This window comes from Duganella qianjiadongensis, assembly GCF_009857915.1.
GTDB classification, from domain to species: domain Bacteria; phylum Pseudomonadota; class Gammaproteobacteria; order Burkholderiales; family Burkholderiaceae_D; genus Rugamonas; species Rugamonas qianjiadongensis.
In genome coordinates this window covers 89,738-110,295 of the sequence record NZ_WWCM01000008.1, presented here as the reverse complement: position 1 = coordinate 110,295, position 20,558 = coordinate 89,738, and the positions used below count along the sequence as shown (strand labels likewise).

The window sequence follows — 20,558 nt, the reverse complement described above, 5'->3', positions numbered from 1 at the left end:
TTATGCCGAGGCGTTTTTGTGCAGGTGCAGTGGCAGTGCGCTATCCCATTGCATGCGTGGCCGCTGCGGCGGCAGCTCCGTCAGTGCCACCGTTTCGCGCATGGTGAGCATGGAGCGCACCGCCAGCTCCTGATACTGCGCCGTACCGGCGCTCTTCCATTGAATTTCATCGTCGCGCAGCGATCGCGCCACTTTGGCAGGCGATCCCACCACCAGACTGCGCGGCGGCACTTCCATGCCGGCTTTCACAAAGCTCATGGCAGCCACTATGCTTTCCGCGCCGATCACGGCGTTATCCATGACCACGCTGTTCATACCCACCAGCGCATTGCGGCCTATGCGGCAGCCATGCAGCACGGCGCCGTGACCGATGTGGCCATCCTGCTCCACCACCGTGTCGGCGCCGGGAAAACCGTGCATGACGCAGGTGTCCTGCAGGTTGGCGCCCTCCTCCAGTATCAGGCGGCCGAAGTCGCCACGCAGCGATGCCAGCGGGCCGATGTAGCAACGCGGGCCGACGATGACATCGCCGATCAGCACGGCGCTGGGATGCACATAGGCCGTGGGGTGGACCACCGGCGTGACGCCGTTGATTTCATAGACTTTGACCATGCGGGCTCCTTCAGACGCGTTCGATCACGACAGCGATGCCCTGCCCCACGCCTATGCACATGGTGCACAGCGCGTAGCGGCCGCCTGTACGTTCCAGCTGGTTGACGGCAGCCAGCACCAGCCGCGCACCGGAAGCGCCAAGCGGATGGCCGATGGCAATCGCGCCGCCATTCGGATTCACATGGGCGGCATCGTCGGCCAGTCCCAGATCGCGGGTCACGGCCAGCCCCTGCGCGGCAAAGGCTTCGTTCAGTTCGATCACATCCATCTGGCCGATATTCAGGCCCAGTTGCGCCAGTACTTTTTTCGATGCAGGCGCAGGGCCGAAGCCCATGATGCGCGGCGCCAGACCGGCAGTGGCCATGCCCAGCACGCGGGCGCGCTTCTTCAGGCCATATTGTTCGGCGGCGGCAGCGGAAGCCAGCAGGATGGCGCAAGCGCCGTCATTCACGCCGGACGCATTCCCGGCCGTGACGCTGCCATCCGCACGCACCACGCCTTTGAGCTTTGCCAGCATTTCTGCGCTGGTGTCCGGACGCGGGTGTTCATCCGTATCGACGATTCTGGGATCGCCTTTTTTCTGCGCCAGGGTGACCGGCACGATCTCGTCACGGAATACACCGGCGGCATGGGCGGCGGCCCAGCGCTGCTGGCTGCGCAGCGCAAACGCATCCTGATCGGCGCGGCTGATGGCGAATTCCTGTGCCACGTTCTCCGCCGTTTCCGGCATGGAGTCGATGCCGTACTGCGCCTTCATCAGCGGGTTGACGAAACGCCAGCCTATGGTGGTGTCCTCGATTTTTGCGGCGCGTGTATAGGCGCTATCGGCCTTGGCCATGACGAAGGGCGCGCGCGTCATGCTTTCCACGCCACCGGCGATGACCAGCTGTGCTTCGCCCGATTTGATGGCGCGTGCGGCCATGCCCACGGCATCCAGACTGGAACCGCACAGGCGGTTGATGGTGGAAGCAGGTACTTCCACCGGCAGGCCCGCCAGCAGTGCGGACATGCGTGCCACATTGCGGTTGTCTTCGCCGGCCTGATTGGCGCAACCATAGTAGACATCGTCCACCTTGCTCCAGTCCACGCCCGGATTGCGTGCCATGAGGGCGGCAATTGGCAGCGCGCCCAGATCGTCGGGGCGTACGCTGGCCAGTGCGCCGCCGTAGCGGCCAAACGGGGTGCGGATAGCGTCACAGATAAATGCGTCGTTCACAGTGTCTCCTGAATTCTGCTGCCGCCTGCTCTGACGTCAGACTGGCAGATACTGGGTTGTTTATTACGAGTAGGTTCTAGTGCCGATTAGTCTGTTCTAGACCGGATTAGCGCGCTTTAGACCGTTTTAGACCGGAAGCCCGGAAAAGGACAGCACCTCCCCGCCTACCCGATGCGACTTGCCGCGGAACAGAGCAATGGTGCGTCCCTCCTGATTGCGGATGGCCACGTCATATACGCCGCTGCGGCCAGCCTGCACCTGCTCCACTGCTTCTGCCGTCAGCACATCGCCCAGCCGGCCCGGCGCCAGATAGTCGATAGTGCAGGCCGCACCCACGGTATTGATGTTGTGGCTATTGCAGGCAAAGGCAAAAGCGCTATCGGCCAGCGTGAAGATAAAACCGCCGTGGCAGCTCTGGTGGCCGTTCAGCATGTCGGCGCGTATGGTCATCGTCATGCGGGCGTAGCCGGGGCGCATTTCGGCGATCTGCATACCGAGTGCTTGAGAGGCCGGGTCGCGCGCAAACAGCGCTGCACCCACGGCGACCGCCAGCGCCTGTGCTGCCTGCAGATCGATGGGCGGCTTATCCATGGACGCGCGCTCCTGCGGCCAGTTTGCGGCGCAGCAGCGCCGACACCCGATAGCGGTCTTCACCGTAGCCCGCTGCCAGATGAGCCAGCACTTTCACCACCAGATCGAGGCCGATAGCATCGGCCCACGCCAGTGGTCCGCGCGGATAGTTGACGCCCTTCTGCATGGCCGCATCGACCGCCTGCGCACTGCACACGCCCTGATTGACCGTATCCGCCGCTTCGTTAGCCAGCATGGCCACGGTGCGCATGACGGCCATGCCAGCCACGTCGTCAAGCCGCGTGACGATAAAGCCCGCCGCCTGTAACAAGCCCACCACGGCCTGATAGGCCGCAGGCGAACACTGGTCGGCGCAGCTCAGCGCAATACGTGGCGCTTTGCTGTAGTCCAGCGCCAGATCGTATAACACCGTATCGGGATGGTGATTGTCGCGTGCGCGCTGGGTGGCAGTGCGGCCATCGGTCAGGTAGAGCGCGGCACCATTGCAGTGGAAGGCCGGAGCCTCATCCTGCATGCCGTTGCCGCGAGCCTCAGGCGCCTTGCGGTGGTTGACATGAATGCCCGCTGCGCGCAGACGTCCTGCCAATGCGTCGCTGATGGCAGCGCCCAGCAGGTGCGAGGCCTCGGCACCCTGCGCCACGGTGTAGCTCACATATTCGGGTTTAGGCTGCGGGCCTTCGGCCTGCGCTGCTAGCGAAGCCGCAGCGCCAGTGCTGTAGTCATACAGACCACGGCCGGATTTGCGGCCCAGGAAACCAGCGTTGACCAGCTCCTGTTGCAGGATCGAAGGCGTGAAACGGGGATCGTTAAAATAAGCCTGGAATACCGACTGGGTGACGGAGAAATTCACGTCGTGGCCTATCAGGTCCATCAACTCGAAGGGCCCCATGCGGAAGCCGCCAGCATCGCGCATCACGGCATCGATGGTGGCGGCATCAGCCGCCTGTTCGCCCAGCAAACGCCAGCCTTCCGCATAGAACGGACGGGCTACGCGGTTGACGATGAAGCCGGGAGTGGAGCGTGCATGCACGGGATGCTTGCCCCATGCAGCCGCGGTGTCGAACACGGTTTGCGCCACGGCGGCATCGGTCGCCAGACCGCTGATGACCTCCACCAGCGCCATCAGCGGCACCGGATTAAAGAAGTGCATGCCGACCAGCCGCTGCGGCAGTTTCAGGCCTGCCGCAATGGCCGTGACCGAAATCGACGAGGTATTGGTAGCGAGGATGCAGTCGTCCGCGACCACGCTTTCCAGTTCGCCAAACAGCGCGCGCTTAGCAGCCAGATTCTCCACGATGGCTTCCATCACCAGTCCGGCATCGGCCACATCGTTCAAACTCAGCGCCGCGTGGATGCGGGCGATGGCTGCCGCGCACTCGACTGCGCCCAGCCGTTCTTTCTGCACCAGCTTGTTGAGTGCCGCTGCGATATCGGACATGGCTTTGGCGACGGCTTCGGGCCGGCTATCGTACAGGCGCACGGTGTAGCCAGCGACTGCCGCCACCTGCGCAATGCCTGCGCCCATGGCGCCTGTGCCGATGACGGCGACGGTACGGGCGGTATCCAGTGCTGCCATGCTTATTCTCCCTTGAACTGGGGCGCGCGTTTTTCCATGAACGCAGCCACGCCTTCACGGTAGTCGGCACTGCGTCCCAGCTCGCTCATCATGCCCGCTTCCAGCGCCAGCTGTTCGGCCAGCGTGTTCTGCGGGCTGGCATACAGGGCCCGCTTGGTGAAGGCCAGCCCTCTGGTTGGCGCGGTGGAGAAATGCACTGCCATGGCCTGCACGGTGCCCGCCAGTTCGGCATCGGCTACGCATTTCCAGATCAGTCCCCACTGTTCGGCCAGTGCGGCCGGAATTTTCTCGCCCAGCATGGCCATGCCCATGGCGCGTGCATTGCCCACCAGACGAGGCAGGAAATACGTGCCGCCCGTATCCGGTATCAGGCCCAGTTTGCAGAACACTTCGACGAACGAAGCAGACTCCCCTGCCACCACAATATCGCAAGCCAGCGCCAGATTGGCACCGGCACCGGCCGCCACCCCATTAACCGCGCAGATGACGGGCATGGGCAAGGCACGCAGCGCCAGCACCAGCGGTGCGTAGTTTTTCTCGACCGACTCGCCCAGATCGACGGCCGGTGCTCCGGGGGCCACGGCGCGGTCGGACAGGTCCTGGCCAGCACAGAAGCCGCGGCCCGCAGCGGCCAGCACGAACACGCGCACGCTACTGTCCTGCTGGACGCAGGCTAGTGCATGGCGCACTTCCTCGTGCATCGCCTGGGTGAAGCTATTGAGTTTATCGGGACGGTTCAGCGTCAGCGTGGCGATGCCGGCTTCGATGCTGAACAGGATATTCTGGTATTGCATGCTGTCTCCCTATGTGTTGCAGCCTGATTTATTCGGCCCGACCTATTCGGCCTGATCAAAGTCGATCACTACCTTGTCGCTGACGGGGAAACTCTGGCAGCTCAGCACAAAGCCACGGGCAATTTCGTAGTCTTCTAGTGCATAGTTCACGTCCATATCGACTTTGCCTTCGACCAGCTTGCAGCGGCAGGTAGAGCATACGCCTCCTTTGCAGGAGTAGCGCATGTCGAGCCCCGCGCGCAGGCCGGCATCGAGCAGCGATTCCTGCTCCTGATTCATGGTGAAGCTGCTGGCGTTGCCATCCATGATGACAGTGACCTGCGTGGCATGGTGCTCGGCCGTGTGCTCGCTGCTGCGCTGAGCCGGACGGGCGGTATTGGTGGCAAACAGCTCAAACTTGATCTGCGCTTTCGGCATGCCGGCTTGCTGTAGCGCCGCCGAGACGCCCAGCATCATGTCTTCCGGCCCGCAGATAAAGGCGGCGTCCAGATCGTCCACCTTTACCCAGTGCTGCAGCAGCTGGGTGCATTTCTCGCCGGTGATGCGACCATTGAACAGGTCTATATCCTGCTGTTCGCGGCTCATCACGTAGGCCAGCGTCAGGCGTTCCAGATACGTGTCCTTGAGTGCCGACAGTTCCTCCTTGAAGATCACGGACGAGGAAGCGCGGTTACCGTAGAACAGCGTGAAGCTGCTGTGCGGTTCTGTCTCCAGCGTGGTCTTGATGATGGACAGGATGGGCGTGATGCCGCTGCCTGCCGCTACCGCCAGATAGTGCTTGCGGCTGGCCGGATCGAGCGGCAGATTGAAGTGGCCCATGGGCGGCATGACGTCCAGCGTCACGCCCGGCTGCAGCGCATCGTGCGCCCAGCCGGAGAACAGGCCGCCGTGGATGCGCTTGATGGCCACCCGCAGCGTGTCTTCCTGCACGCTGGAACAGATGGAATAGGAGCGGCGTACTTCCTCGCCGCCGAGATGGGTGCGCAGCGTCAGGTGCTGGCCCTGCTGGTAGCGGAATTCCTGCCGCAAGGCCGGTGGTACGGCAAAGGTGACGGCGATGGTATCGCGCGTTTCGTGGCTAACCTTGGCAACGCTCAGGGTATGGAATTGGCTCATGATGTGGTAATCGTTAATGGCACTTGAAATAGTCGAACGGCTCGTGACAGTCCAGACATTTGTACAGCGCTTTGCAGGGGGTAGAACCGAACTGGCTGGTGAGGGCGGTGTGGGACGAGCCGCAGTGCGGGCAGGCCACCTGCGGTGCGGGCACGCCGCGCGCAATGGCGGCATGCGCGCGCGCTGCGCTGTCGGCAGGCGCAGCGCCGCGCTGCAGGCCGCTGATATCGATCACCTGCTGGGCCGGCGGAGCAATGCCGTAGCCGCGCAGCGCCGCCTTGCCGCTGGCGCTCATCCAGTCCGTGGTCCATGCAGGCGAGAGCTGGTTGCGCAGTTCGATCTGCTGCACGCCGTGCCCGCGCAGGGCGTCGGTGATGGCGTCGGCGATCACCTGCATGGCGGGGCAGCCCGAATAGGTGGGCGTGATCACCACCGTGCAGCTGCCGTCGGCGCTCACCTGCACATCGCGCACGATGCCCAGATCGACGATAGAGATGACAGGAATTTCCGGATCGGCCACGGCGCCCAGCCATTGCCACACCTGTGCTGCATCGAAGCTGGCTATGCTGGCGTTCATGGCGCCACCTTTACCACGTGGCGCCCGGATAGGCGCGCTGCAGGAACTGCATCTCGGCCAGCACATAACCCAGATGCTCGCTATGGCGGCCCTGTTTGCCGCCGCTCTGCATCCACGCATCGGCTGGCGGCATGGCGAGCGTAGCTTCCTTGAAGATGGCAGCCACGTGGGCCAGCCAGTGGCTGCGCAGTTCGGCGCCGTCCGGCGCGATACCGGCGGCCACCATGGCCTGATCGAGCGCGTCGTAGGCGAACATCTCGCCGCTATACATCCACAGTGCCTCGGCGGCGGCCTGGGTGCGGGCGTGACTAAAGTCCGTGCCGTCGCCCAGACGCACGATCAGGTCGCCGCTGCGGCGCAGATGGTAGCTGACTTCCTTGAGCGACTTTTCCGCAATGGCGGCGATACGGGTATCGCTGCTGCGGTTTAGCCCTTCGATCAGGAAGTAATGCCAGGTATCGAAATAAAACTGGCGCATCATGGTGTCGGCATAATTGCCGTTGGGCTGTTCCAGCAGCAGGCAATTGCGGAATTCGTGCGCGTCGCGGCGGAAGGCCAGCGCATCCTCGTCGCGCCCTGCGCCTTCCAGCTCGCCCGCATAGCTATACCACAAGCGGGTCTGGCCCAGCAGATCCAGCGCCACATTGGTCAGCGCCATGTCTTCTTCCATGGCCGGGCCCTTGCCGCACAGCTGCGACAGACGCTGGCTCAGGATCAGCGCATTGTCGCCCAGCCGCAGCAGGTATTCGAAGGTGTTGTGCTTATCCACGCTGCGCTCCGCTTACAGGTTCTTGACTTCTTCCGGCATGGGGAAGAAGGTCGGGTGGCGATACACCTTGCTGTTGGCTGGATCGAACAGGGCGCCTTTGTCGGCCGGGCTGCTGGCCACGATATCGGCGGCGCGCACCACCCAGATACTCACGCCTTCATTGCGCCGCGTGTACACATCGCGCGCATTGTTGACGGCCATTTCCGCGTCCGGTGCGTGCAGGCTGCCGACGTGTTTGTGCGCCAGCCCGTGCTGGCTGCGGATGAATACTTCCCACAGTGGCCATTGTTTGCTCATCTTGGTCTCCAATTATTTTTCTGTTCTGCCGCCCGGGCACGCTGGCGCCTAGGCTGCCTTCTTGCTGTGCTTGTCGGCGTAGGCTTGCAGCGCATCGCGGAACCACTCGCCCTCCTCCCACGCTGTGACGCGGGTGCGCAGACGCTCGCGGTTGCACGGGCCATTGCCCTTGAGGACACTGTGGAATTCAGTCCAGTCGATCTCGCCGAACTCATAGTGGCCCGTCTCGGCGTTGAACTTGAGGTTAGGGTCGGGGATGGTCAGACCCAGATATTCAGCCTGCGGCACGGTCTGATCCACCATGCGCTGGCGCAGCTCGTCGTTGGAAAACAGCTTGATGCGCCATTTGCTCGACTGCGCGCTATTGACGGAAGCGGCATCGGACGGGCCGAACATCATCAGCGACGGCCACCACCAGCGGTTCAGCGCATCCTGCGCCATGGCTTTCTGCTCGGGCGTGCCGCGCGCCAGCGCCAGCATGATGTCGTAACCCTGACGGGCATGGAAGGATTCTTCCTTGCAGACGCGGATCATGGCGCGCGCATACGGGCCATACGAGCAGCGGCACAGGGGTATCTGGTTGATGATGGCCGAGCCATCGACCAGCCAGCCGATGGCGCCCATATCGGCCCACGACAGCGTGGGGTAGTTGAAGATGCTCGAATACTTGGCTTTGCCGCTATGCAGAGCTTCGAGCAGCTCGTCGCGCGAGACGCCCAGCGTTTCGGCCGCGCTGTACAGATACAGTCCGTGGCCCGCCTCGTCCTGTATCTTGGCCAGCAGGATGGACTTGCGCTTGAGCGTAGGGGCGCGCGTCACCCAGTTCCCTTCCGGCAGCTGGCCGACGATTTCCGAGTGGGCGTGCTGCGAAATCTGCCGGATCAGGGTCTTGCGGTAGGCCTCGGGCATCCAGTCCTTGGCCTCGATCTTGATGCCTGCGTCTATGCGGGCCTGAAACGCCCGTTCGTCCTCGGCCATATCCTCTGCCGAGCGCACGGCATTCAAGCCGGTCTCCACCATCTGTGCGTACATGGCTGTCTCCTGATGCTTTTGGTGTTATATGACGCCATAATACGATACAAATATTTGCATGACTACGATTTTTTTGACTCAAATCATTTTCATGTATCCTATAGGCAAGCTTATGAAATATTTTCAGTAGCCCGCCGCAGGCCAAGTAAACTGCTGCTTTTTTCCGCACCCGCCCGATAGCACCGAAAGCCATGGATAGCCAAGACTGGATAGACGACTTCCTCGCCACTGAACCGCCGCGCTCGAAATCGCTGGTGGTGACCATCTTCGGCGACAGCATCGTGCCCCATGGCGGCATGGTCTGGCTGGGCAGCCTGATCGAGTTGCTGGCGCCGTTCGGCGTCAACGACCGTCTGCTGCGCACCTCCGTATTCCGGCTGGCGCAGGAAGGCTGGCTGGGCGCGCAGCGCGATGGCCGCCGTAGTTCCTACGCCATCACGGCACCGGCCATGCAGCGCTTCGCCCACGCCTACCGGCGCATCTACGCCCCGCTCAACCATCGCTGGGACGGCAGCTGGACGCTGGTGATCAATGGCGATGGCGCCCTCAACGCGGCCCAGCGCAGCGCGCTGCGCAAGGAATTGCTGTGGGAAGGCTATGGCGCCATTGCGCCCGGCATCATGGGCCATCCGGCAGCGGAAGCCGTGGTGCTGGACGAACTGCTGCAGCGGCTCGACATCGCCGGCAAAGTGTTTGTGGTACAGGGCAAGGCGCTGCGCCAGGTATGCGGCCGCCCGCTCACCGACTTGCTGGCCAGCGGCTGGGACCTAAGCGAAGTGGCGAACGCCTACCGCCATTTCATCCGCCGCTTTGCGCCGCTGGCGGCCATGCTCGGCCAGCCGGGCTGCGAATTCACGCCGGAACAGGCTTTTGTCATGCGCACACTGGTGATCCATGCCTACCGGCGCGTGCAGCTGCACGATCCGCAGCTGCCGCTGGAACTGCTGCCGGCGCCATGGCCGGGCAGTCAGGCTTATGAGCTGGCACGCGCTATCTATCTGGCCGTGCAGGGCGCGGCCGAACAGCATATCGATGCGGCCCTGCAGAAGGAGGATGCGGCTGCACCGGCAGCCGCCGCAGCCTATTTCGAGCGCTTCGGCGGCCTGAACTGAGTCTGCCGGCTATTTGCGCACAGCGCTGATCAGATAGTTCTGCATGGTCGCTTCCGCCACCGAAGCCCACTGGTTCTGGTCATTGCGGAACCTTCTCCATGGCTCGTAGATCTTGCGGAAGGCGGCATTGCGGGCAGCTTCCTCTTCCATGATATCGGAGGCATGCTTGTAGGAGGCGTCCATGATCTCCTTGGAGAACGTATGCAGCCTGGCGCCGTTCTTGATCAGCCGCGCCAGTGCCGCCGGATTGCGCGCATCGTATTCGGCCTGCATCGCCACGTGGCATTCGAAGCTGGCTGCTTCGATGGCGGCCTTGTACTCCTTGGGCAGCTTTTCCCATTCCTTGATGTTGACGTAGAGCGACAGCTGCGGCCCCGCCTCCCACCAGCCCGGCGCGTAGTAATGCGGCGCCACTTTCACCAGCCCCAGCTTCTCGTCGTCATACGGTCCTACCCACTCGGCCGCATCGATGGTGCCTTTTTCCAGTGCCGCGTACACATCGCCACCGGGGATCTGCTGCGGCACCACGCCCATGCGTTCCATGGTGCGGCCGGCAAAACCGGCGATGCGGAACTTCAGCCCTTTCAGATCGGCCAGCGTCTTGATCTCCTTGCGGAACCAGCCGCCCATCTGGGTGCCCGTGTTACCGGCCATCAGATTGATCAGGCCATGGCTTTTGAAGAAGTCGCGCAGCAGCTCGCGCCCGCCGCCCTGATCCATCCACGCCGTCTGCTGGCGCGAGGTGAGGCCGAAGGGCACGGCGCAATCGAAGGCAAACGTGGGGTCTTTGCCGAAATAATAGTAGGACGCCGTATGGCCGATTTCCACCGTTCCTGCCTGTACCGCATCCATCACCTGCAGGCCGGGCACGATCTCGCCGGCAGCAAACTGGCGGATGACGAATTTGCCACCAGTCAACTCTGCGACCCGTTTGGTAAAGCGCTCGGCCGAGCCGAAGATGGTGTCCAGCGTTTTCGGGAAGCTGGAAGCGAGGCGCCAGCTGATGGCCGGCCCGCCCTGCGCCAGTGCGGGTGCCGCCACGGTGGCCGCGCCGGCGGTCAGCGTGCCATGCTTGAGGAAGGAACGACGTTGCATGCAGTTCTCCTGTGGGATAGTTTGGCTACCCAGTGTAGAACCAGTTGCAAGGGCTGGCAATTGCAGAAACGGCACTGGCAGCGCACAACCCTGTATCATGTCGGCACTGCGCCACAAGTGCACACCGAACAACACAGAATTTACGGGATTCCGCCATGCCTATCAAAATCAGCCAGCAGTTCGATGCTGGTGCTATCGAAGTGATCCGCGCCGACGATCCGGCCCATATCGACCTGAACATCCGCAAGGACTCGCACGCCGACATCACCCAGTGGTTCTACTTCCGCGTGCAAGGCGCCAAAGCTACCGCGCTGACCATGAACTTCCTCAACGCCGGCAGCGCTGCCTATCCGGACGGCTGGAAAGACTATCATGCCGTGGCCAGCTACGACCGCGAAAACTGGTTCCGCGTGCCGACCCGCTACGACGGCAAAGTGATGACGGTAGAGCATACGCCGGAGTACGACAGCGTCTACTACGCCTACTTCGAGCCGTATTCGTGGGAACGCCATCTGGCCCTGCTGGACAACGCCCAGCTGTCGCCGCTGGTGCAACTGGTCGATCTGGGCAGCACCATCGATGGCCACGATCTGAACATGCTGGTGATCGGCGATCCGGAAGCCGCGCAGAAGGTGTGGGTCATCGCCCGTCAGCACCCGGGTGAAACCATGGCCGAGTGGTTTGTCGAAGGCATGGTCGAAGCGCTGCTCGATCCGGCCAATCCGTTCGGCCGCCAGTGCCTGAAGGAAGCCGTGTTCTACGTGGTGCCGAATATGAATCCGGACGGCTCGGTGCGCGGCAATCTGCGTACCAATGCGGCCGGCGCCAACCTGAACCGCGAATGGCTGAACCCCACCATGGAGCGCAGCCCGGAAGTCTATCTGGTCAAAAACAAGATGCTGGAAATCGGCTGCGACCTGTGCCTCGACGTGCACGGCGACGAAGGCCTGCCCTATGTGTTCGTGGCCGGTAGCGAATCGCTGCCTGACTTCACGCCGGATCAGGCCGAAGCGCAGCAGTACTTCATCGATAACTTCCTGATCGCCAGCCCGGACTTCCAGGACGAATACGGCTACGGCAAAACGCCTTACACGGCGGAGACGCTGAGCATGGGTTCGCCCCACATCACCCACGCCTTCGGCTGCCTGTCGCTGACGCTGGAAATGCCGTTCAAGGACAACGCCAACGATCCGGATCCGGAGACGGGCTGGAACGGTGCGCGCAGCGCCGAACTGGGTAAAGCCGTATTGCAGCCCGTACTGCAATCGCTGCTGGCCCAGCAATAAAGAAATAGAACCCGGCCCTGCGCTAACGGCAGGGCTGCACGGCGGCGGCACAGCGAGACTGTCCCGCCGCCGTGCTTATTTGAGACTATGCCGTCTGGCCGGGCTTAGCTACCGGCCACCACCATATTTTCGATCAGGATGGAGCCGGTCTGCTTGGTGCCGCGCACCAGCACGTCGTTACCGACGGCGACGATCTGTGCCAGCATGTCTTTCATGTTGCCGGCGATGGTGATTTCTTCCACCGGATACTGGATCACGCCATTCTCTACCCAGAAGCCGGAAGCACCGCGCGAGTAATCGCCCGTCACGTAGTTGGTGCCCTGCCCCATCAGCTCCGTCACCAGCAGGCCGGTGCCCATCTTGCGCAGCATGCCGGCAAAATCATCGCCATCCTGCGTCAGCGCGGAAGTCAGCGCCAGATTGTGCGAACCGCCCGCATTACCGGTGGTCTGCATGCCCAGCTTGCGCGCCGAGTAGGTGGACAGGAAGTAGCCCTGCACCACGCCGTCCTTGACCACATCGCGCTGATGGGTGCGCACCCCTTCCTCGTCAAACGGCGCCGAACCGACGCCGCCGATGATGTGCGGATCTTCCGCGATCTGGATATGCTTGGGCAGTACCTGCTTGCCCAGCGAGTCGAGCAGGAAGCTCGACTTGCGGTACAGCGCACCACCCGAGGTGGCCTGTACATAGGCCCCCAGCAGACCGGCGGCCAGCGGTGCTTCGAACAGCACCGGGCAGGTGCGGGTATCGATGCTGCGCGCGTTCAGGCGCGCCAGTGCACGCTCGGCAGCATAGCGGCCTATCGCTTCCGGCGACGACATCAGGCGCGCATCGCGCACCGAGGAGTACCAGTCGTCGCGCTGCATATTCGCGCCCTTGCCCGCAATCGGCGCTACCGACAGCGTGTGGCGCGAATACGGATAGCCGCCGATAAAGCCGCGCGAGTTGGCCGCCACGAAGTGCGACTGCTGCACATGCACGCCCGCGCCTTCGCTATTGCTCACCCGCGGGTCGACGGCAAAGGCGGCCGCTTCGGCGCGCTGCGCCAGCGCCACGGCGTCGGCCGTGCTGATATCCCATGGATAGTACAGTTGCAGGTCGCGCGGCGCCATTTCCAGCTGGTCGGCATCGGCCAGACCGGCGCAATCGTCGTCCGCCGTGAAACGGGCAATATTGTAGGCCGCTTCCACCGTGGCCTTGAGCGAGGCGGCGGAAAAATCGGAAGTGCTGGCATTGCCGCGGCGCTTGCCCACGAAGACGGTGACGCCCATGCCCTTGTCGCGGTTCTGCTCGATGGTCTCGATTTTGCTCTTGCGTACCGACACCGACAGGCCGCTGCCCTCGCTGATTTCGACGGCACAATCAGTGCCGCCCTGCTCTCTGGCATAGGCTAGAACGTCCTGCGCAAGCTGTTTCAACTGGTCCTGAGTATGGCTAAAATGGGTATCGCTCATGGGCTGTAATCTTCGGGTGACTGCTAAAACAGGTATCATAGCAGTCGTTTACAGTTTACAGGTGCGGCCACGCACCGAAGAGAAAGTTAATAATATGGTAAATCCTAATCGCGGAGCCGTCGGCTTTAGCTCGAAAGAATTCGAGCAGGAGTACGAACGCCCTTCCAAGTCCGAGCTCAAACGTCAGGTCAACGCCCTGCAGGAACTGGGTGAAGCCCTCGTCAACGAACCGCGCGACCGGGTAAAACGGGTGCCTATGCCCGAGGACGTGCGCGACGCCATCCTCGAATGCCAGACCATCACCAACCACGAAGGCCGGCGCCGTCAGATGCAGTTCGTGGGCAAAAAGATGCGCACGCTGGACGAAGAGGAAGTAGCGGCCATCCAGCGCGCTATCGACAGCTGGAAAGGCGCCTCCAAAGCCGATACGGCCGCCATGCACGCGCTGGAACGCCGCCGCGACAAGCTGCTGGCCGACGACAACGCCCTGACCGCCCTGCTGGCGGAAAATCCGGAACTCGATGTGCAGCACCTGCGCACGCTGATCCGCAACGCCCGCAAGGAACAGGCCGAGAACAAGCCGCCTAAAGCCTATCGCGAAATCTTCCAGATTCTGAAGCAGATCGAAGCGGACAAGAAGAAGGCCGCCGGCGGCGACGCCGCCGAAACCGATAGCGAAGAAGATGACGCGTAATCAGAGCGATGACAATGCCCTGCTGATCGGGCTGGTGTCGATTTCCGACCGTGCCAGCGGTGGCGTGTATCAGGATCAGGGCATCCCTGCCCTGCAGGACTGGCTGGCACGCACGCTGACCACGCCGTTCCGCGTCGAGACGCGCCTGATCGCCGACGAGCGCCCGCAGATCGAAGCCACGCTCAAAGAGCTGGTAGACCAGCAGCGCTGCCATCTGGTGCTGACCACCGGCGGCACGGGACCGGCGCGGCGCGATGTCACGCCGGAAGCCACACTGGCCGTGGGTACCAAGGAAATGCCGGGCTTCGGCGAACAGATGCGCCAGATCAGTTTGCACTTCGTGCCGACTGCCATCCTGTCGCGCCAGACCGCCGTGATCCGCGAAACCGCCGACCACGCTGCACTGATACTGAATCTGCCGGGCCAGCCCAAGGCCATCGCCGAAACGCTGGGCGGCCTGAAGGACGCCGAAGGCGCCACGCTGGTGGGTGGCATTTTCGCCGCCGTACCGTATTGCATCGACCTGATCGGCGGCCCGTATATGGAAACCGATCCGGCCCAGTGCAAAGCCTTCCGCCCCAAGTCGGCCCTGCGTGCGCCGGTTAATTAAGGAGTCCCATGAGCCAACTGCTGCAAACCATCGAAAAAGAAACCGGTGCCAATCCCACCGTCGCCATCATCTGGATGCACGGTCTGGGCGCCGACGCCAACGACTTCGTGCCCATGCTGCACGAACTCGATCTGAGCGGCCTGCCTGCCATCCGTTTCATCTTCCCTAACGCCGACACCATGCCCGTCACCATCAACGGCGGCTACGTCATGCGTGCATGGTATGACATCGTGAATACCGATCTGGGCCGGCAGGAAGACGAAGCGGGGCTGCGCGCCTCGCAAGCCAAAGTGGAAGCGCTGATCGCGCGGGAAAAGGCGCGCGGCATTCCGGCCGACCGCATCATCCTGGCCGGCTTCTCGCAAGGCTGCGCCATGACGCTGCAGACGGGCATGCGCCAGCCGGAAAAACTGGCCGGCATGATGTGCCTGTCCGGCTATGTGCCTATCGCCGCCAAGGCTGCTGCCGAACATACGCCGCAAAGTCTGGCCACGCCTATCTTCATGGTGCACGGCCAGATGGACCCGGTGATACCGATCGCCCGCGCCACCCAGTCGCGCGACCTGCTCAAGCAGCTCGGCTACAGCGTCGAATGGCACGACTACTACATGCAGCACTCGCTGTGTCAGGAAGAAGTGGTGCACATCAGCGCCTGGCTCAAGCGCGTGCTGATCGGCTAATCCAGCCCGCCACTGCTCACGGCAGCGGGCTTACGGTAGTGGCATCGCTGGCGATGGCGGCACCGCGGTCTGTGCCGCATTCATCACCATCGCCAGAAATGTGTAGTAGCCGTTTATCCCCATCAGATCCACTACCCCGTGTTCGCCGAAGGCGGCCAGTACTGCGGCATAGGTAGCGTCATCCACCCGCTGCTGCTGGTGTAGCTGGATGCAGAAGTCGTACACCAGCGCTTCATCCGGCGCCATCGCCAGCGGCCGCTGGCGCTGCGCTATCGCTGCGATCATGGCATCACTGATCCCATATTCGCGCGCGATCGGTTCATGGATGGCCCACTCCACCTGCTGGCTCCACTGGCGCGCCGTGACCAGTATCGCCAGTTCCGTCAGGCGGGTGCCGATGGCGCTGCGGTAGCGCAGATATTCACCCATGCGCTGCGCCGCCGTCATCAGTTCCGGACTGCGTATCAGCGGTACGAACGGCCCGTACAATGCACCGCGCGGGCCATCGATTACCGCTTGCGCGGCTACCTGCTGCGCCGCACTCATCGCCGCAAACGGCAGCGCTCCCAAGCGATCTTCCATCGTCATCCTTTCCATTCGACGGCTAGCATTATTTGCCCATGGTGCGGCATAGATCAACAGAACACAAGTGCCGCTGGTTTATTGTCGGACTTCCGTCATTACGGGGAGGACGCCATGAGCCACCTGCTGCACCGTCACCTGCGCCGCACGCCACCTGTGGCGGCGAGCGCCAGCGGCATCACGCTGCGCGACCAGCAGGGTCGCAGCTATCTCGATGCCAGCGGCGGCGCTGCCGTGTCGTCGCTGGGCCACGGCCACCCCGAGGTGCTGGCCGCCATGCACGCCCAGATCGACCAGCTGGCTTACGCCCACACGGCTTTTTTCACCTGCCAGGCAGCTGAGGAACTGGCCCAGCGGCTGGCTAACGATGCGCCCGGCGACCTCGATCACGTGTATCTGGTTTCCGGCGGCTCGGAAGCGATGGAAGCGGCCCTCAAGCTGGGGCGCCAGTATTACCTCGAAGCGGGCCAGCACAGCCGCAGTCTGCTGATCGCGCGGCGCCAGAGCTACCACGGTAATACGCTGGGGGCGCTGGCCATAGGCGGCAATGCGTGGCGCCGCCGCCCGTTCGAGCCGCTGCTGATGGAAGTGCCGCGGGTGGCGCCCTGCTTCGAATACCGCGAGCGCGCCGAAGGCCAGACCAGCTCCGATTACACGGCTGCGCTGCTGGCCGAACTGGAGCAGTGCATCCTCGCGCACGGCCCGCACAACATCATCGGCTTTGTCGCCGAGACGGTGGTAGGGGCAACGGCCGGCGCCGTGCCGCCCACGTTCGGCTACTTCCGCGGCGTGCGCAAGCTGTGCGACCAGTACGGCATCCTGCTGATCCTCGATGAAGTCATGTGCGGCATGGGCCGCACCGGCACGCTGTATGCGTTCGAACAGGAAGGCGTGCTGCCCGATCTGGTGGTACTGGGCAAAGGACTGGGGGCCGGCTACCAGCCGATAGGCGCCGTGCTGGCACGGGCCCACATCGCCCAGCGCCTGCGCGATGGCAGCGGCGCTTTCCAGCATGGCCACACCTATATGGGGCATCCGGTGGCGGCGGCGGCGGCGCTGGCCGTGCAGAAGGTGATACAGCGCGATAATCTGCTGGGCGCAGTAGCGACCCGCGGCGCCACCTTGCGCCGCCTGCTGCGGCAGGCGTTTGGCGACCACCCGCACGTGGGCGATATCCGTGGCCGCGGCTTGCTACAGGCGCTGGAACTGGTGCAGGAGCGCAGCAGCAAAACGCCGTTCGATCCGGCGCTGGCGCTGCATGCAGTGTTGAAGGAGACAGCGATGGCCTGCGGCCTGCTGGTCTACCCCATGGGCGGCACCATCGATGGCCAGCGCGGCGACCATATCCTGCTGGCGCCGCCGTTCACCGTCAGTGATAGCGAACTGGCCGATATCACCGGCCGGCTGAGCGACGCCCTCACGGCTGCACTGTCACGGATAGATAAGCCTAGCGCTTCTGCCAGGCGATAACTTCCTGCTGCTGTTCGCCCAGACCAGCGATACCGAGGCGCAGTTTGTCGCCTTTTTTCAGGAAGCGTTGCGGCTTGCGGCCCTGGCCTACGCCGGGCGGGGTGCCGGTAGCAATGATGTCGCCCGGCTCCAGCGTCATGAATTTCGACAGATAGCTGACGATCTGCGCCACGGTAAAAATCATGGTTTCGGTACTACCCGTCTGCATGCGCTTGCCGTTCAGCTCCAGATACAGATCGAGCTTCTGCGGATCGTAGATATCTTCCGGCGTCACCAGCCATGGGCCGACGGGGCCGAAGGTGTCGCAGCCCTTGCCTTTGTCCCATTGCGGGCCCCGCTCCAGCTGGAACGAGCGCTCGGACAAGTCGTTGACCACGGTGTAGCCAGCCACGTATTTGAGCGCCTCTTCCTCGCTCACATACTGGGCGCGGCTGCCGATCACCACGCCCAGCTCCACTTCCCAGTCAGTCTTTTTGGAACCTTGCGGCAGCATGACAGGATCATCCGGGCCGTTCAGGCAGCTGATAGCCTTCATGAACACGATAGGCTCCTTCGGAATAGGCATGCCCGCTTCCGCCGCATGGTCGGAGTAGTTCAGGCCTATGCCGATAAACTTGCCCACGCGCGCTACCGGCACGCCGAAACGGGGATTACCGCGTACCAGCGGCAGCGAGGTTTGCGCCAGTTTTTCCAGTTTGCGCAGTGCTTTCGGCGCCAGCTGCGCCGCATCGATGTCGCCGATCACGCCGGACAGGTCGCGCAGCTTGCCTTCATCATCGATCAGGCCGGGTTTCTCTTTGCCGGGACGGCCATAACGTACGAGTCTCATATCTATCCTAGGTTAGCAGGGTGGTGGTGACCGCCATTCTAACCGTAGCGCCCCTGCCTCAGCCATTTGTTGGCGATGATCTTGGTGCCGCGCACCACGGGCGCGCCGGCGTGCAGGGTCTGGCGGTCGGGCTGGTGATTGGCGTCGGTATTCAGGAACCACACGGCATTGCCCTTGCGCGGATAGATTTCCAGCCCCAGCCCGGGGAAAGAGGTGCCGCCGCCCTGCTCCACGTCGCTCAGATACAGCACAAAAGTAGCCAGCCGCTGGCCGCCCTGCGCCAGATGGCTGCGATGGCCGCTGCTTGCCGGATCGAGCCAGTCGTAATGGGGCCGGTACTCCTGCGTCACGCCGTATTTCTGCAACTGGAAAGGCTCGCCGTTTTCTACCGGCCAGTGGGCCAGCGCGGCCAGCCGCCGCTCGATGCGCTCGGCCACTTCCGCCTCGCCACGCCGGATGAAAGCCATTTCGCTGGTACGCCCTTCGTGGACCACGCTGGCGCCATCGTTCTCCGCCGTCACGGTAGAACGCGTGTAGCGGTTGCCGCAATGGGCCACGATGGCATCGCACTCTTCGCTACTGAGCACATTCCCCAGCAGGATCACTTGCGGCTGCTGCAGCACGAACAGCACATCGACCGCGCGGTCCGGTGTGCTGATGCGGTTGCTGCTCAAATCGATATAAGGCATCTGCTGCGCTGCCGTGAAGGCACTCTGCGCCGGCCCATCCCCGCTGCCATCGGCACACAGGGCAATCGCGGCATCGATGGCGGCCATCGCCACCGTCATGCTGTGCTGGCCCGAAGCGGCCATGCTGTTGGCCATATCCAGTGGCCGGCAACCGCGTGCCAGATTCTCCATGATCCAGTTGCGCCATTCGGCGGGCAAGGCATTGAATACGCTGCTAGCAGTTGTCATCGTGGTGTGCTAAGGCTGGTGGCCGGACGTAGCCCCATTCTACCGGATAGCGCAGGCCACAGGTAACGCAGTAGACCGGGCAGCTGCAAGGCGATCAGCAGACCGAATGCGGCCTGATAGGCCAGCGCCGGCAGGTGCTGCTGTGCGTCGGACGGCCACAGCGCCACCACCAGCCCGAAGCCCGCCTGCACGGCGAAAGCGCCGAGAAAAATCAGCAGATTGAGCAGCGTGACGGCCCGCGCATTCAGGCCGGGCGGCATATTCTGCGCAAGGATGGTGTAGTCCATGCCGGTGGCCGTGCCGGACAGCGTGAACAGCACGGCCAGCACCGGATAGGCCGGCGTCCACCGCCACAGCATGGCCAGCTGCACCAGCAGGAACAGCGCCACGCCGCAGGCGGCAATGCGCAGCATGGCCACACCGCGCCGTGCCGCCCACTGCGTCAGCTGGCCTACGGCTATGGCACCCAGTATGATGGCCGCCATGCTCAGATACAGCAGGTAGCCCACTTGCGCTTCCGGATAATGTCCTGCATCGCTGAGCCAGCGCCCCAGCCACAGCCCCTGCACGCCGAAATAGACCATGTGCGGCACCAGCAGCAGCTGCAATACCTGACGGAAGCTGGCATCCTGCAGCACCAGCCGCAGCGCGGCGCTGCTGGCTGGTGCTGCACGGTTGACAGCCACCTGCGGCGCGCACCAGCGCAGCAGCAGCGCAGCAGCCAGCGCCAGCAGCGCCAGCCCGATAAACACGCCGCGCCAGCCTAGATAAGCCATCAGCCAGTGCACCGGCAGCGTGGCGGCCGCCGCGCCCACGCCGCCTGCCGCCACCAGATAGCCCTGCATTGCCGGCAGCCGCGCCGGTTCTACCCACAGCGAAAAAGCCTTGAGCGCAGCCATGAAACAGCCCCCCAGACCGAAGCCCAGCAGAGCGCGTGCCGCCAGTAGCTGGCTCAATTGCTGGCCGCCGGCAAAGCCCAGTGCGGCCAGTACGGCCAGCAGCAGCAAAGGCCATTGCACGCGGGCCGGCCCCCAGCGGTCAAGCGCCATGCCGACCGGCAGCTGCACGAGAGCGAAGCTGAGAAAGTAGATGCTGGTAAGCAGACCTAGCTGGTCAGGACTCAGCGCCAGCGCCGCCAGCAACTGCGGCGCCAGCGTGGCGTTCACATTGCGCATCAGGCACTGCAGGAAGTGGCCGAAGGCGAAAGGCAGGAACACCATGCCGAACAGGTGGCGGTCGGACATGA

The 20,558-nt window shown here is 63.3% G+C and carries 22 protein-coding genes; 6 read left to right on the top strand and 16 right to left on the bottom strand.

The features are described 5' to 3' along the window. The 10 genes from paaY to paaA all read right to left on the bottom strand — a co-directional run bounded on the left by paaY (window position 1) and on the right by paaA (window position 8,580). Window positions 1–612 (bottom strand): phenylacetic acid degradation protein PaaY, encoded by a 612-nt coding sequence (paaY, locus tag GTP27_RS13175; protein WP_161039636.1) that lies wholly within the window; start codon window positions 610–612, stop codon window positions 1–3. Window positions 613–622: 10 nt separating this feature from the next. Beyond that, window positions 623–1,828, bottom strand: a complete 1,206-nt coding sequence (gene pcaF / locus GTP27_RS13170; protein ID WP_161039635.1) for a 3-oxoadipyl-CoA thiolase — start codon at window positions 1,826–1,828, stop codon at window positions 623–625. Window positions 1,829–1,954: 126 nt separating this feature from the next. Continuing rightward, window positions 1,955–2,419, bottom strand: a complete 465-nt coding sequence (paaI, locus tag GTP27_RS13165; protein WP_161039634.1) for a hydroxyphenylacetyl-CoA thioesterase PaaI — start codon at window positions 2,417–2,419, stop codon at window positions 1,955–1,957. After that, a complete protein-coding gene (gene paaH / locus GTP27_RS13160; RefSeq protein WP_161039633.1) occupies window positions 2,412–3,995 on the bottom strand; it encodes a 3-hydroxyacyl-CoA dehydrogenase PaaH in 1,584 nt (527 codons plus the stop codon). Before paaH ends, paaI begins: the two co-directional genes overlap by 8 nt. 2 nt (window positions 3,996–3,997) lie before the next feature. Beyond that, window positions 3,998–4,789 carry a 2-(1,2-epoxy-1,2-dihydrophenyl)acetyl-CoA isomerase PaaG gene (gene paaG / locus GTP27_RS13155; RefSeq protein ID WP_161039632.1) on the bottom strand — a complete coding sequence of 264 codons (792 nt, stop codon included), beginning with the start codon at window positions 4,787–4,789 and terminating at the stop codon, window positions 3,998–4,000. A 42-nt stretch (window positions 4,790–4,831) separates the two neighbouring features. Beyond that, a complete protein-coding gene (paaE, locus tag GTP27_RS13150) occupies window positions 4,832–5,905 on the bottom strand; it encodes a 1,2-phenylacetyl-CoA epoxidase subunit PaaE (RefSeq protein ID WP_161039631.1) in 1,074 nt (357 codons plus the stop codon). A gap of 13 nt (window positions 5,906–5,918) precedes the next feature. Further along, window positions 5,919–6,482 (bottom strand): 1,2-phenylacetyl-CoA epoxidase subunit PaaD, encoded by a 564-nt coding sequence (paaD, locus tag GTP27_RS13145; protein WP_161039630.1) that lies wholly within the window; start codon window positions 6,480–6,482, stop codon window positions 5,919–5,921. A 10-nt stretch (window positions 6,483–6,492) separates the two neighbouring features. After that, window positions 6,493–7,251 (bottom strand): 1,2-phenylacetyl-CoA epoxidase subunit PaaC, encoded by a 759-nt coding sequence (gene paaC / locus GTP27_RS13140; RefSeq protein ID WP_161039629.1) that lies wholly within the window; start codon window positions 7,249–7,251, stop codon window positions 6,493–6,495. 12 nt (window positions 7,252–7,263) lie between these two features. Next, window positions 7,264–7,548: a 1,2-phenylacetyl-CoA epoxidase subunit PaaB gene (gene paaB / locus GTP27_RS13135; RefSeq protein WP_155432836.1), complete on the bottom strand. Its 285-nt coding sequence runs from the start codon at window positions 7,546–7,548 to the stop codon at window positions 7,264–7,266. Window positions 7,549–7,596: 48 nt separating this feature from the next. Next, complete coding sequence (gene paaA, locus GTP27_RS13130; RefSeq protein WP_161039628.1) at window positions 7,597–8,580, bottom strand: 1,2-phenylacetyl-CoA epoxidase subunit PaaA; 984 nt, start codon at window positions 8,578–8,580, stop codon at window positions 7,597–7,599. 191 nt (window positions 8,581–8,771) lie between these two features. On the opposite strand from paaA, the gene paaX reads away from it, so the two are divergent. Further along, on the top strand, window positions 8,772–9,692 hold the full coding sequence (gene paaX / locus GTP27_RS13125; RefSeq protein WP_161039627.1) for a phenylacetic acid degradation operon negative regulatory protein PaaX: 921 nt from the start codon (window positions 8,772–8,774) through the stop codon (window positions 9,690–9,692). A gap of 9 nt (window positions 9,693–9,701) precedes the next feature. On the opposite strand, the gene GTP27_RS13120 is transcribed toward paaX, so the two are convergent. Next, on the bottom strand, window positions 9,702–10,787 hold the full coding sequence (locus GTP27_RS13120; RefSeq protein ID WP_161039626.1) for a TRAP transporter substrate-binding protein: 1,086 nt from the start codon (window positions 10,785–10,787) through the stop codon (window positions 9,702–9,704). A gap of 155 nt (window positions 10,788–10,942) precedes the next feature. On the opposite strand from GTP27_RS13120, the gene GTP27_RS13115 reads away from it, so the two are divergent. Further along, the gene (locus GTP27_RS13115; RefSeq protein ID WP_161039625.1) at window positions 10,943–12,073 is read left to right on the top strand and encodes a M14 family metallopeptidase; all 1,131 of its coding nucleotides are present in this window, start codon (window positions 10,943–10,945) and stop codon (window positions 12,071–12,073) included. Between the two features lie 104 nt (window positions 12,074–12,177). Here the strand turns inward: GTP27_RS13115 and pmbA are convergent, their stop codons facing one another. Beyond that, window positions 12,178–13,530, bottom strand: coding sequence for a metalloprotease PmbA (pmbA, locus tag GTP27_RS13110; protein ID WP_161039624.1), 1,353 nt, complete (start codon window positions 13,528–13,530; stop codon window positions 12,178–12,180). A 94-nt stretch (window positions 13,531–13,624) separates the two neighbouring features. Between pmbA and yjgA the strand changes: the two genes are divergently transcribed. From yjgA to GTP27_RS13095, 3 genes are read left to right on the top strand one after another with little or no spacing between them, the layout of a single operon-like run. Then, on the top strand, window positions 13,625–14,224 hold the full coding sequence (gene yjgA, locus GTP27_RS13105; RefSeq protein ID WP_161039623.1) for a ribosome biogenesis factor YjgA: 600 nt from the start codon (window positions 13,625–13,627) through the stop codon (window positions 14,222–14,224). After that, window positions 14,214–14,834 (top strand): molybdopterin adenylyltransferase, encoded by a 621-nt coding sequence (mog, locus tag GTP27_RS13100; protein WP_161039622.1) that lies wholly within the window; start codon window positions 14,214–14,216, stop codon window positions 14,832–14,834. Before yjgA ends, mog begins: the two co-directional genes overlap by 11 nt. A gap of 8 nt (window positions 14,835–14,842) precedes the next feature. Beyond that, window positions 14,843–15,514 (top strand): alpha/beta hydrolase, encoded by a 672-nt coding sequence (locus GTP27_RS13095; protein WP_161039621.1) that lies wholly within the window; start codon window positions 14,843–14,845, stop codon window positions 15,512–15,514. Window positions 15,515–15,544: 30 nt separating this feature from the next. Here the strand turns inward: GTP27_RS13095 and GTP27_RS13090 are convergent, their stop codons facing one another. Next, window positions 15,545–16,096 carry a carboxymuconolactone decarboxylase family protein gene (locus tag GTP27_RS13090; protein ID WP_161039620.1) on the bottom strand — a complete coding sequence of 184 codons (552 nt, stop codon included), beginning with the start codon at window positions 16,094–16,096 and terminating at the stop codon, window positions 15,545–15,547. A 114-nt stretch (window positions 16,097–16,210) separates the two neighbouring features. Here GTP27_RS13090 and GTP27_RS13085 point away from each other — a divergent pair, with 114 nt between their 5' ends. Beyond that, the gene (locus GTP27_RS13085) at window positions 16,211–17,566 is read left to right on the top strand and encodes an aspartate aminotransferase family protein (RefSeq protein WP_161039619.1); all 1,356 of its coding nucleotides are present in this window, start codon (window positions 16,211–16,213) and stop codon (window positions 17,564–17,566) included. Here the strand turns inward: GTP27_RS13085 and GTP27_RS13080 are convergent. From GTP27_RS13080 to GTP27_RS13070, 3 genes are read right to left on the bottom strand one after another with little or no spacing between them, the layout of a single operon-like run. Then, on the bottom strand, window positions 17,544–18,395 hold the full coding sequence (locus tag GTP27_RS13080) for a fumarylacetoacetate hydrolase family protein (RefSeq protein WP_161039618.1): 852 nt from the start codon (window positions 18,393–18,395) through the stop codon (window positions 17,544–17,546). The genes GTP27_RS13085 and GTP27_RS13080 overlap by 23 nt on opposite strands. A gap of 38 nt (window positions 18,396–18,433) precedes the next feature. Next, window positions 18,434–19,312 carry a 2OG-Fe(II) oxygenase gene (locus GTP27_RS13075; RefSeq protein ID WP_229633804.1) on the bottom strand — a complete coding sequence of 293 codons (879 nt, stop codon included), beginning with the start codon at window positions 19,310–19,312 and terminating at the stop codon, window positions 18,434–18,436. Beyond that, complete coding sequence (locus tag GTP27_RS13070) at window positions 19,309–20,556, bottom strand: MFS transporter (protein ID WP_161039617.1); 1,248 nt, start codon at window positions 20,554–20,556, stop codon at window positions 19,309–19,311. Before GTP27_RS13070 ends, GTP27_RS13075 begins: the two co-directional genes overlap by 4 nt. Between the last annotated feature and the right edge of the window lie 2 nt (window positions 20,557–20,558).

Excerpts from the sequence above, each read along its gene's own strand:
- paaY (WP_161039636.1), bottom strand. The coding sequence starts at position 612 with ATGGTCAAAGTCTATGAAATCAACGGCGTCACGCCGGTGGTCCACCCC.
- paaI (WP_161039634.1), bottom strand. The coding sequence starts at position 2,419 with ATGGATAAGCCGCCCATCGATCTGCAGGCAGCACAGGCGCTGGCGGTC.
- paaH (WP_161039633.1), bottom strand. The coding sequence starts at position 3,995 with ATGGCAGCACTGGATACCGCCCGTACCGTCGCCGTCATCGGCACAGGC.
- paaG (WP_161039632.1), bottom strand. The coding sequence starts at position 4,789 with ATGCAATACCAGAATATCCTGTTCAGCATCGAAGCCGGCATCGCCACG.
- paaE (WP_161039631.1), bottom strand. The coding sequence starts at position 5,905 with ATGAGCCAATTCCATACCCTGAGCGTTGCCAAGGTTAGCCACGAAACG.
- paaD (WP_161039630.1), bottom strand. The coding sequence starts at position 6,482 with ATGAACGCCAGCATAGCCAGCTTCGATGCAGCACAGGTGTGGCAATGG.
- paaB (WP_155432836.1), bottom strand. The coding sequence starts at position 7,548 with ATGAGCAAACAATGGCCACTGTGGGAAGTATTCATCCGCAGCCAGCAC.
- paaA (WP_161039628.1), bottom strand. The coding sequence starts at position 8,580 with ATGTACGCACAGATGGTGGAGACCGGCTTGAATGCCGTGCGCTCGGCA.
- paaX (WP_161039627.1), top strand. The coding sequence starts at position 8,772 with ATGGATAGCCAAGACTGGATAGACGACTTCCTCGCCACTGAACCGCCG.
- GTP27_RS13120 (WP_161039626.1), bottom strand. The coding sequence starts at position 10,787 with ATGCAACGTCGTTCCTTCCTCAAGCATGGCACGCTGACCGCCGGCGCG.
- GTP27_RS13115 (WP_161039625.1), top strand. The coding sequence starts at position 10,943 with ATGCCTATCAAAATCAGCCAGCAGTTCGATGCTGGTGCTATCGAAGTG.
- pmbA (WP_161039624.1), bottom strand. The coding sequence starts at position 13,530 with ATGAGCGATACCCATTTTAGCCATACTCAGGACCAGTTGAAACAGCTT.
- yjgA (WP_161039623.1), top strand. The coding sequence starts at position 13,625 with ATGGTAAATCCTAATCGCGGAGCCGTCGGCTTTAGCTCGAAAGAATTC.
- mog (WP_161039622.1), top strand. The coding sequence starts at position 14,214 with ATGACGCGTAATCAGAGCGATGACAATGCCCTGCTGATCGGGCTGGTG.
- GTP27_RS13095 (WP_161039621.1), top strand. The coding sequence starts at position 14,843 with ATGAGCCAACTGCTGCAAACCATCGAAAAAGAAACCGGTGCCAATCCC.
- GTP27_RS13090 (WP_161039620.1), bottom strand. The coding sequence starts at position 16,096 with ATGGAAGATCGCTTGGGAGCGCTGCCGTTTGCGGCGATGAGTGCGGCG.
- GTP27_RS13085 (WP_161039619.1), top strand. The coding sequence starts at position 16,211 with ATGAGCCACCTGCTGCACCGTCACCTGCGCCGCACGCCACCTGTGGCG.
- GTP27_RS13080 (WP_161039618.1), bottom strand. The coding sequence starts at position 18,395 with ATGAGACTCGTACGTTATGGCCGTCCCGGCAAAGAGAAACCCGGCCTG.
- GTP27_RS13075 (WP_229633804.1), bottom strand. The coding sequence starts at position 19,312 with ATGACAACTGCTAGCAGCGTATTCAATGCCTTGCCCGCCGAATGGCGC.
- GTP27_RS13070 (WP_161039617.1), bottom strand. The coding sequence starts at position 20,556 with ATGTCCGACCGCCACCTGTTCGGCATGGTGTTCCTGCCTTTCGCCTTC.